General features: G+C 34.6%; 10 protein-coding genes. 5 read left to right on the plus strand and 5 right to left on the minus strand.

The genetic code is table 11. The annotated features are described in order from the left end of the window. Positions 1-9 precede the first annotated feature (9 nt). Both KI356_RS14865 and KI356_RS14870 read right to left on the minus strand, forming a co-directional pair. The gene (locus KI356_RS14865; protein WP_307856615.1) at positions 10-1,026 is read right to left on the minus strand and encodes an LCP family glycopolymer transferase; all 1,017 of its coding nucleotides are present in this window, start codon (positions 1,024-1,026) and stop codon (positions 10-12) included. Positions 1,027-1,210: 184 nt separating this feature from the next. Continuing rightward, positions 1,211-2,389 carry a NupC/NupG family nucleoside CNT transporter gene (locus KI356_RS14870; RefSeq protein ID WP_128282785.1) on the minus strand — a complete coding sequence of 393 codons (1,179 nt, stop codon included), beginning with the start codon at positions 2,387-2,389 and terminating at the stop codon, positions 1,211-1,213. A 91-nt stretch (positions 2,390-2,480) separates the two neighbouring features. Here KI356_RS14870 and gloA2 point away from each other — a divergent pair, with 91 nt between their 5' ends. From gloA2 to aspA, 3 genes are all read left to right on the plus strand, one after another. Beyond that, the gene (gloA2, locus tag KI356_RS14875; RefSeq protein WP_128282786.1) at positions 2,481-2,867 is read left to right on the plus strand and encodes an SMU1112c/YaeR family gloxylase I-like metalloprotein; all 387 of its coding nucleotides are present in this window, start codon (positions 2,481-2,483) and stop codon (positions 2,865-2,867) included. Between the two features lie 109 nt (positions 2,868-2,976). Next, positions 2,977-4,275: a hemolysin family protein gene (locus KI356_RS14880; RefSeq protein WP_212935790.1), complete on the plus strand. Its 1,299-nt coding sequence runs from the start codon at positions 2,977-2,979 to the stop codon at positions 4,273-4,275. 181 nt (positions 4,276-4,456) lie between these two features. Then, complete coding sequence (aspA, locus tag KI356_RS14885; protein ID WP_128282788.1) at positions 4,457-5,893, plus strand: aspartate ammonia-lyase; 1,437 nt, start codon at positions 4,457-4,459, stop codon at positions 5,891-5,893. 134 nt (positions 5,894-6,027) lie between these two features. Here aspA and KI356_RS14890 read toward each other — a convergent pair whose 3' ends face one another. Then, positions 6,028-7,647, minus strand: coding sequence for a lactate permease LctP family transporter (locus KI356_RS14890; RefSeq protein WP_002029741.1), 1,620 nt, complete (start codon positions 7,645-7,647; stop codon positions 6,028-6,030). A gap of 203 nt (positions 7,648-7,850) precedes the next feature. Beyond that, the gene (locus KI356_RS14895; protein ID WP_234842527.1) at positions 7,851-8,369 is read right to left on the minus strand and encodes a TlpA disulfide reductase family protein; all 519 of its coding nucleotides are present in this window, start codon (positions 8,367-8,369) and stop codon (positions 7,851-7,853) included. Between the two features lie 407 nt (positions 8,370-8,776). Between KI356_RS14895 and KI356_RS14900 the strand changes: the two genes are divergently transcribed. Further along, positions 8,777-9,064 carry an ArsR/SmtB family transcription factor gene (locus KI356_RS14900; RefSeq protein WP_001075217.1) on the plus strand — a complete coding sequence of 96 codons (288 nt, stop codon included), beginning with the start codon at positions 8,777-8,779 and terminating at the stop codon, positions 9,062-9,064. 193 nt (positions 9,065-9,257) lie between these two features. Continuing rightward, positions 9,258-9,437 (plus strand): acid-soluble spore protein H, encoded by a 180-nt coding sequence (locus KI356_RS14905; protein ID WP_002010492.1) that lies wholly within the window; start codon positions 9,258-9,260, stop codon positions 9,435-9,437. 42 nt (positions 9,438-9,479) lie between these two features. Here the strand turns inward: KI356_RS14905 and KI356_RS14910 are convergent, their stop codons facing one another. Further along, positions 9,480-10,829: a peptide MFS transporter gene (locus KI356_RS14910; protein ID WP_128282790.1), complete on the minus strand. Its 1,350-nt coding sequence runs from the start codon at positions 10,827-10,829 to the stop codon at positions 9,480-9,482. Positions 10,830-11,112 lie beyond the last annotated feature (283 nt).

Genomic DNA, 11,112 nt, shown 5'->3' on the forward strand with positions numbered 1-11,112 from the left:
GCCTTTTTATTATAATTTTTTATGCTCATTTTTATTCGTAACACCGAGATGTTCTTGAAGGGTTGTCGATATATCATTGACGCTTTTTTCGTCTGGAACGTAATAATAAATACCACCTATATATTTGTCAGTACCTTCTACTTGCATTTTGTCCATTTTTAAATCTGAATCCATTGAATTTTTTGCAATCGTCATCATATCATCGAAAGTTAAATTTGTTTTTAAGTCGTTGTCGACAGCATCTAATAGGCCACCGATTTTATTAATGGAATTAAGGGACAGTGCTTTTTCAGCGATAGCTTCTAAAACAAGTTGTTGTCGTTGACCACGCATATAATCACTGTCGATATGACGAGTTCTCGCTAGTGCAAGTGCTTCTTCTCCATTTAAATGTTGACGCCCTTTTTTTAGGTGAATAGCATCTGCCTCGTCGCTACTATTTTGTTCTGTGAACTCAACTGGAACGTCGACAGTTATACCACCTAGAGAATCAACAATCTTGATAAAGGATTTGAAATTAAATTTTACATAGTAATCAACTGGGACATCTAAAAAGTTTTCTACTGTATCAATTGTGCTGTCTACACCACCAAATACGTGCGCATGTGTAATTTTATCATATTTATCACGTGATTTAATGTAGACGCGTGAATCACGTGGAATGCTGACCAGTTTAACAGATTTATCATTTTTATTAATTGTTGCAAGTAGTAATGCATCTGTACGAGTCGCTTTTCCGTAACCTTTTTCCCTTATATCACTTTCATCAACACCCATAATCAGGACAGAAATATTGTCAGTCATAGGTTTAACAGCTTTTTCACGTTTGCTGGATTTATCTCCTCGGCCGAGTTCAGAATAGGCGTTGCTTAAGACAGATTTTGCTTTACTGTATATATGGAAGGAGTAACCTCCTGCCCCAAGTGCTACAATCAATAATGGAATAAGAAGGAACCAAAATAGACGTTTTTTCTTGAATCGTCCTTTTTTGGCTCGAGTATCTTTGTTCATGTCGGATTTCATCATTTTTTCTCCTTTAAAACTATCAAAGTGTATACATCTAGGTGTATTAAAACACATAAAAAATATTGTACGCTAAATAAAGGGTATTGTACATGTATAAAAAATAGATGTCTTGATTGTTTATAAGACATCTATTCGTTATTGTATACAAAAGATAGGGATAAGAAAATGATAAAATTTTACCTAATTAAAGCATGATACTTACAATAATCGCAGATAAAATACTAACAAGAGTAGCTCCGTATAGTAATTTTAGGCCGAAGCGGGCAACAACATTTCCTTGTTCTTCGTTTAACCCTTTTACCGCACCGGAAATAATTCCAATGGAAGAAAAGTTGGCAAAAGAAACGAGGAAGACAGAAATAATACCAACTGTACGGATAGAGAGAGTGCTGGAAATTTTACTAAGATCCATCATTGCTACAAATTCATTTGTTACAAGCTTTGTTGCCATAATGCTACCAGCTGTGACAATCTCAGAACTTGGTACGCCGATAAGAAATGCAATAGGGGCGAATACATAGCCTATTAGTTGTTGGAAAGTAATGCCGAATATAATGAGGAATAGGTCATTAATGCAACTAATTAATGCGACGAACCCAATGAGCATAGCGCCGACGACAACTGCTACGCGAAAACCATCAAGAATGTATTCTCCAAGCATTTCAAAGAAACTTTGTTTTTCCCCTTTTATTTCCAAAATGTCTTCATCATCGTTAACGTCGTAAGGATTAATAATGAGTACGATAATAAAACCACTAAATAAATTGAGAACGAGTGCGGTTACTACATATTTTGGTTCAATCATTGTCATATAGGCACCGACAATGGACATAGATACTGTTGACATAGCAGAGGCGCAAAGTGTATAGAGTCGATGTTTTGGAATTTGGGCTAATTGTTTTTTTACCGTAATAAAAACTTCTGATTGGCCGACAATAGCGGAAGCGATGGCATTGTAAGATTCTAATTTCCCAAGACCGTTTATTTTACTAAGAAAGAAACCAATCCAATGAATAAAGAATGGTAGTATTTTGAAATGTTGTAATATACCAATTAAGACGGAGATGAAGACAATCGGTAATAATACGTTAAGGAAAAATGGCATTTCTCCTTTATTCGCAAGACCGCCAAATACAAAGTTTATACCACTGGCAGCGTACTCAAGTAGCCTCGTAAACAGGTTGGAAATTATCGTAATAAGTATGAGACCAATTTCTGTATTTAATAATAAATAGGCTAAAATTAACTGTATAATAATCATGATGAAAATCGGTTTGAATTTAATGTGTTTTTTATTGTTGCTAGCAATGTAGGCAAGGAAAAAAACAACGATAAGTCCAACGAAAAAAGTGATGAATTTCATAATAAGCCCCCTAAAAGAGATATTCTGATATATATGTTTTTCATTTAAAGTGAGAATATGCATGTTTGGTAAAGAGAGGAATAGAGGAATCATGAATATATGTAGAGTACATCACGTTGCAATTATTTGTTCAAATTATGAAGTGTCAAAGGATTTTTATACACGAATATTAGGTTTCAAAGTGAAGAATGAAGTATATAGAAAGGAACGAAATTCTTATAAGTTAGATTTATGTGTAGGAGGAGAGTATCAAATTGAATTATTTTCATTTCCAAGTCCGCCTGACCGTGCAAGCTTTCCAGAGGCTGCTGGACTTAGACATTTAGCTTTTGCGGTTACTGATATAGAAGAAGCTGTTACACATTTAAACCGATGCGATGTTGAAACGGAATTGATACGTGTTGATGAGATAACGGGAAAAAAATTCGTCTTTTTTCAAGATCCTGACGGTTTGCCATTAGAATTGTATGAGGGCTGAAAATTGGTGAATTTTATATAGGGTTGCTTTCAAGCAAATGAAGAAACTAAAGTGAAACTTCTTTTTTAAAGGAGGTGTAACTTTAGCTAAGAAAAGCTAAAGGACATATGTGGATATTTTAAAATTATTGATGGTAGCTGTTCTTATTGCGCTAACAGGTTTCTTTGTAGCTGTAGAGTTTGCAATTATAAAGGTGCGTAGCAGTCGTATTGATCAGCTCGTTACTGAAAAAAAACGAGGCGCATTGGCAGCTAAAAAAGTAACTTCAAATTTAGATGAGTATTTATCGGCATGTCAGTTAGGAATTACGATTACTGCTTTAGGGCTCGGGTGGTTAGGAGAACCAACGATTAAACATTTACTCGAACCGCTGTTTTTAAAATTGGATGTATCTCCTGCAATTGCAAGTACAGTCTCATTTATTATTGCATTTGCAGTTATTACGTTTTTACATGTTGTAATTGGTGAACTTGCTCCAAAGACTTTTGCTATCCAAAAAGCAGAGCAAGTTAGCTTATTATTATCAAAGCCCCTTATTTATTTTTACCGAGTTATGTATCCATTTATTTGGGCTTTAAATGGCTCTGCACGATTTGTAACAGGCTTATTTGGCTTACATCCGGCTTCTGAACATGAAGTTGCACATTCAGAGGAGGAACTAAGATTAATCTTGTCTGAGAGTTATGAGAGTGGTGAGATTAATCAAACTGAATTTAAATATGTAAATAATATCTTTGAATTTGATAACAGGGTAGCAAAGGAAATCATGGTACCTCGTACTGAAGTTGTTGGTTTATATGAAGATGAGCCGTTTGAGACACATATTAAAGTAATCGCACAAGAAAAATATACGAGATATCCAGTATTGGGTGAAGATAAAGATGAAATTATTGGGATGGTTAATGTAAAGGACTTATTTATTCGTTATATGGATGGTAATAGAGATGAAGAGTGTTCGATTACACCATATACACGTCCAGTTATTGAAGTGTTAGAAAATATCGCAATCCATGATTTACTATTGCAAATGCAAAGAAGACGCATTCCATTAGCTGTATTATATGATGAATATGGTGGCACAGCAGGGATTGTTACATTGGAAGATATTTTAGAAGAAATTGTTGGAGAAATCCGAGATGAATACGATGAAGATGAGAATCCACCTATAGAACATATAAGTGAAATGTGTAAAATTGTAGAGGGGAAAGTGCTTATTAGCGAAGTAAATGATTTATTTGGCATACACTTGATCGCTGATGATGTTGATACAATTGGTGGTTGGATTATGGTACAAGAGCAAATCGTTGCTGAGGGAGATATTATTGAGAAACACGGCTTTTCTTTTAAAGTTCTTGAAAAGGATATGCATCAAATTAAGCGAGTTGAAATAAAGAAAGTAGAAGAATGAATGGATTTTCTATTATATAAACTTTAATAAAAAGGATATATAGAAAAATAAATGTTTGCGCTTTCAAAATGGGTGCTATATAGTGAAGGTGGATACTGAAGAATTCTTTTAATGATACTCGTATTTTATAGGGCGAATTCTTTAGATAAGGATTTAGAATGAAAAGTATAGGTGATGAAAAATGATAGCAACGAAGGATATACGTATAGAAAAAGATTTTTTAGGTGAAAAGGAAGTACCGAGTGTAGCTTATTATGGTGTACAAACATTACGTGCCGTAGAAAACTTTCCGATTACAGGATATCGCATTCATCCGTCACTCATTACGGCAATGGCAATTGTAAAAAAAGCGGCAGCGCTTGCGAATATAGATACAGGTTACTTAGCTAAAGATATCGGACAAGAGATTGCAGAAGCTGCACAAGAAATTGTGGATGGGAAGTTCCATGATCAATTTATTGTAGACCCAATTCAGGGCGGGGCAGGGACTTCAATTAATATGAATACTAATGAAGTAATTGCTAATAGAGCGTTAGAACGTATGGGGTATGAAAAAGGTGAATATGCGAAAATTAGCCCAAACACTCATGTGAACATGGCGCAATCAACAAATGATGCGTTCCCAACTGGGATTCATATTGCAACTCTTATGATGCTAGAAGAACTTCTTGTTACAATGGAAAAACTCCATTCTGCTTTTCATGATAAAGCAAAAGAGTTTGATCACGTTATTAAAATGGGGCGTACACATTTGCAAGATGCAGTTCCAATTCGCCTTGGACAAGAATTTGAAGCATATAGCAGAGTGCTAGAGCGTGATATAAAAAGAATTAAACAGTCTCGTCAACATTTATACGAAGTTAATATGGGTGCGACAGCTGTCGGTACGGGATTAAATGCAAATCCAACTTATATTGAGCAAGTTGTAAAGCATTTACGAACTTTTAGTGGATTCCCTCTTGTTGGTGCAGAGCACTTAGTTGACGCGACGCAAAACACAGATGCATATACAGAAGTATCTGCAGCATTAAAAGTATGTATGATGAATATGTCTAAAATTGCAAATGATCTTCGTATTATGGCATCTGGTCCACGTGTTGGATTGGCGGAGATTCAACTACCAGCTCGTCAACCAGGCTCATCTATTATGCCAGGTAAAGTAAATCCAGTTATGGCAGAAGTAATTAACCAAGTTGCTTTCCAAGTAATTGGAAACGATCATACAATTTGCTTAGCGTCAGAAGCAGGGCAATTAGAGTTAAATGTAATGGAGCCTGTACTCGTATTTAATTTAATTCAATCCATCAGTATTATGAACAATGGATTCCGTGTATTCCGTGAATATTGTATTAAAGGAATTACAGCAAATGAAGAGTTGCTTAAGCAATATGTTGAAAAAAGTGTTGGGGTTATTACAGCAGTGAATCCTCATATTGGTTATGAAGCAGCTTCGCGCATTGCACGTGAAGCAATTACGACAGGAAAATCTGTTAGGGAGTTATGTTTAGAACATGGTGTACTTACAGCAGAAGAGCTTGATATTATTTTGGATCCATACGAAATGACGCATCCTGAAATTGCTGGCGCTTCTTTATTAAAGAATAAAGTGAAACTTTAATCAGTAGGGGGTGTCCATCACCACTGATTATTAGCCTTCACCAATCGGGCTTTTACGGGCAGCACGACTCCCACAAATAGCGGGATAAAAAATGTAATGTAAAAAGCACCGATCCATTTGGATCGGTGCTTTTTTTAGAAGATATTAAATACAGAGTTAAGTTGAAGTAAGCTAATAATAGCTAAGAAGATTAAACTATATTTCATTACTATTTTAAATAGAGCAGATTCTTGACCAACTAGTCCAACTGCTGCACAAGCAACTGCTACAGATTGTGGTGAAACCATTTTTGCGATTGTACCACCAACTACGTTTAATGAAACGAGAGTAGATGGTACGATGTTTAACTGATCGGCAGTTACTGCTTGAAGTGGTGCGAATAATGAACCACTTGATACGACTGAACCTGTAATGAATACGCCAATCCATCCTAAGATTGGAGAAAGAACTGGGAATGCATTTCCTGTAGAAGAGAATGCAAGTCCAAGTGTAGATGACATACCAGAGTAGTTTTCTACGTAAGCTAAAGCGATAACGCTACAAATTGTATATACTGGAACTTTTAGTTCTTTTATTGTTTCGATCATTAATTCTTTAATCATTTTGCCGTTTACACGGTAGACGATAAGTGAAACGATGATTGCTAATACGATCGCAGTAGTTGTAGAAGAGAATACATCTAGTTTGAAAATCGCTGCGAAAGGTGTATCAGCCTTTGTAATTGGTGCAGTTTTCATAACCGCATTATGAAGACCAGGGAATTGAATGTTAAATACTAAGTTTGCCAATGGACCATCCGGAGCAAATAAAGCTTTAATTGGTTTTAAATTAAAGATTGTTACAAATGCAGTTAAGAATACGAATGGGGACCAAGCATATAAAATTTGATTGAATGTATGAGATTCTTTTTCTTCTTGTTTTTCTTCTTTAGCAGAAGATTTTGGTTGCCAAACACGTAAGAATAATGTAAGAGCGACCATACTTACGACTGCTGCGAAAATATTAGTAAGTTCAGCGCCTAAGAAGTAAGTCACAAGGAACTGAGTAATTGCGAAAGAAACACCACTTACAAGAATACCTTGCCAAGTTTCTTTAATGCCTTTAAATCCATCTACCATTGAAACAAGTAAGAACGGTAAAACAATGCTAATGAATGGCAAAATGTAAACAGCTTGACGACCGACAGTTAATGCATCTAGCCCAGTTAATTGTGCAGGTACTGTAACTGGAATACCCATAGCACCCATAGCACCACCAGCGATATTAGCTACTAAGCAAATACCTGCTGCTTTTAATGGATTAAAGCCCATACCTACAAGTAATGCAGCTGTAATAGCAACTGGAACACCGAAACCAGCTGCGCCTTCTAAGAAAGCACCGAAAGAATAAGCGATTAATAATACTTGTAAACGCTGATCATTTGTAATACTTGAAATGCTATCACGGATGACATTGAATTGTTCTGTTTTAACAGTTAATTTGTAAAGGAAGATAGCTGCGATAACGATAGTACAAATTGGATAAAATCCAGATAAAACACCGAACCCGGCAGATGCTACAGCTACAGTTGCGGGCATTTTATAAACAAATATAGCAAGAATAATAGCGACGATCACACTATAAAGCCCAGCCATGTAACCTTTCATTTTGAATCCCACTAAACAAATAATGAAGCAAAAAATTGGGAGTGCTGCGATTAGTGCAGATAACCAAATATTGTTTAACGGGTCATAAATTTGTGTCCAAGTACTCATAATAATGACAACTCCTATCTATTATATGTGAAGAAATTCACATTATTTGTGAAACTATTCACAATCAACTTACATGCTTAGTATATTCGCCTTCAACACTATTGTCAACGTAAAAAAGTATAATTATTCCATAATAGTGTTAAAAGTAACGCTTTGTTCATAAAGTGGACAAAAAGCGTAATCAAATTGATTTGAATACGCTTTTATAAATTATTTACATATTCTTTCATTTTTTCATATGTCATTGGTCCTACATGCTTATATTGAATGATACCGTTTGTATCGATGACAAAAGATGTTGGAATGCTGATGATTTGATATGCGGCACTTGCCTGTCCTTTTTGATCTAATAGGACGGGGAAGGTATATTTGTTTTCTTCAAGAAATTGTTTTACATCGTTCGGGTCTTTTTCAGTAGCTGTCGCATTTACAGCGACCATTTCAATCCCCATATTTTTAGTATCATGATAAAACTTTTCCATATCAGGCATTTCTATTTTGCATGGACCGCACCAACTTGCCCAAAAATTCAATATTACTTTTTTTCCTTTATAGTCTGTAAGGCGAACTTCTTGACCAGTAGTTGTTTCCAGAAGGAAATCAAGGGCAACATCGCCAACTTCAGTTCCAATTGGGATGTTTGATTTTGAAGCTATATCTTCTTTTTTGTCTAATAGGAAGTGATCGATAATAGTCCAGCCAACCGCAATGCTAATTAACATAATAATAAACCATTTTTTAATATTACATCATCCTCCTTACTTAAATTTCCTTTTTATCGTAACAAAATGGTTAAAAATGGTCAAATTACTTTACGATAGGTTATCAATTATGGACGGTATTTTACAATATCATTACTGTACATTTCAGTAAGGTGAAAATATAACAAAAAGCCTGATAAAACAACGTTTGTAAGCAAAGTATTACTAGCCCTTTGTTTTGCTTTTTTATTGTATCATATAGTATAATATTCAAAATCAGGAGGATTTTTTCTTGAACTGTGTGCTGATAAAAGTCGGAAAATTTTCTCAGCATTATAGGTTGATAAAGTTATGTCGTAACAGGAAATATAAGAACAGATATATAAATAAATAAAAAGAAAATAAAAAATGAAAATGAGGGGAACTTTATGAACCAAAACCAATTTGACTGTCGTATTTCAGAAGAAGACGTACAAATGTTAAGAGCATTAGCTCATCCGCTACGTCTACGTTTAGTAATGGAACTAATGCAGCGTGGAACATGTAATGTAACACAATTACAAGAGGTATTAGAAATTCCACAATCAACTGTTTCACAGCATTTAACGAAATTAAAACAAAATAAAGTAGTACGCTTTGAGAGACGTGGGTTAGAAGTGTACTATCAAATTCATAACGATAAAGTAAGTGAAGTAGTAAAAACATTATTTTCTTAATTTTTGAATATTATGGAAAGAAGACGTGTGAAATATACGTCTTTTTTTATTTGGAAAGGATGTAATAATAGGAAGATATTAGCGCGTGAGAAAGAAACAAACTATCGGTTGAAGTGTTAAATTGACGGAATATATTCTGAAGGGATATGAAAAGATAGAAAGGAGTGTTGTAAGCCAAAGGAGGAACAATATAATGGATGTAAAACGTGTGAAACAGATATTATCTTCTTCAAGTAGAATTGATGTTACATATGAGGGAGTCCCCGTATGGATTGAGAGCTGTGATGAGCAGAAGGGGAGTGCTCAAGTGTATGACGTATCCAATCCAGGAGAGAGCGTTCACGTGGATGTGACGGCTTTAGAAGAGATGTAATAAAAAAGACGCTTCTACAATTAGAAGCGTCTTTTTTATTTGCTATTCCATCATATGTGCAATTTTCTTAGAGAACATAAGAAGTACTAATCCTAGCACGATTACGATAACACCGATGCTTGCGAATACTTCTAAATATCCTAAAGATTGAGTGAAAGCAGCTAATTGTCCTGCTAATAAGTTTGCACAGCCAGTACCAGCTAACCATACACCCATTAATAAAGATGCTAATTTAAGAGGAGCGATTGCACTTACCATAGATAATCCGATTGGTGATAAGAATAATTCACCGATTGTATGGAACATGTAAGTGAACACAATGAACAGTAAGTTTGCTTTTATTGTAATGTTACTTTCATCGCTACCAGTTTTTAAAACAGCTAAAGTTAGAATTAAATATCCAACCCCTAGTAAAATCATACCTAATGCCATTTTTGTTGGGATTTTTAAATCACCATTTTTTGTTTTTGAAAGTTTAATCCATAATGCAGAAACAGGTAATGCCAATAAGATAATGAACAATGGGTTTACAGATTGGAACCAAGGTGTTGGAATTGTAAATCCACCAATTGTACGATCTACGAATTTATCTGTATAAAGTGTTAAAGAACTACCTGCTTGTTCAAATCCTGCCCAGAAGAATACAACGAAACAAGTTAAAATTAAAATTGCAGCTGTACGTTTTTTCTCTTGTGTTGTTAAAGGTTTTTTCTCAATTACTTTTGCGTTGTTTTCTTTAGATTGTTTTCCAACAACAGTTGTTCCGATTGTACCTAAGTAACGAGGTGCTAATAAATTAAATGCAATCTGACCAATGATCATACCGATACAAGCTGTTAAGAATCCGTATTTATAATCTGTGAAATAACCGCAAATGAATGGAGCGATAAAAGCTCCTAAGTTAATTCCCATGTAGAAGATAGTGAAGGCACTATCACGACGAGAATCATTTTCGCTATATAATTGACCTAATAAAGTCGAAATATTTGGCTTGAAGAATCCGTTACCAATAACTAATAATCCTAATCCTAAGAATAGTCCAGTTTTAGTGTTCATTGAAAATAGTACAAAGTTACCAAGTGCCATAATGATACCGCCGATGGTAATGGCGTGTCGTTTCGTAATGAAATGGTCAGTTAGCCAACCACCAATAATCGGTGTGAAATATACAAACATTGTGAAAAGACCGTAAATCTGTACAGCAACTGCTTTATCAAATCCTAAACCGCCGCTTACTAAGCTCGTTGTTAAATAAAGAACTAATAAGCCACGCATTCCGTAATAACTAAATCTTTCCCATGCCTCTGTAAAGAACAACAAATATAATCCTGGTGGATGTTTTTTTGGTGACTGTTGCTCTCCAGCTTTTTCTAATTTTAAAGCTGCATCCATGTTTGTTTCCCCCTAATCCTGTATAACGGATATTTATGTAATTATTTTAATTCACAAAATATTTAGAAGTCAATAGAATTATATGGAAATAGAAAGAAAATTTCTGAAATAATTCATTTTTTCTTCAACCGTTATTGTATTTTTCCCTGAAAACGAGATAATAAGCGTTTTCAAATGTAGTAATTGAATTCTAAAAGAAAGTAAAATAGTGATTAATCAGAAAATTTAGATTAAAATATCTATTCCGATATAGAGAAAATACACTGTATTTACTTTTATAATA

It is taken from the genome of Bacillus hominis (assembly GCF_018332515.1).
Lineage (GTDB): Bacteria > Bacillota > Bacilli > Bacillales > Bacillaceae_G > Bacillus_A > Bacillus_A hominis.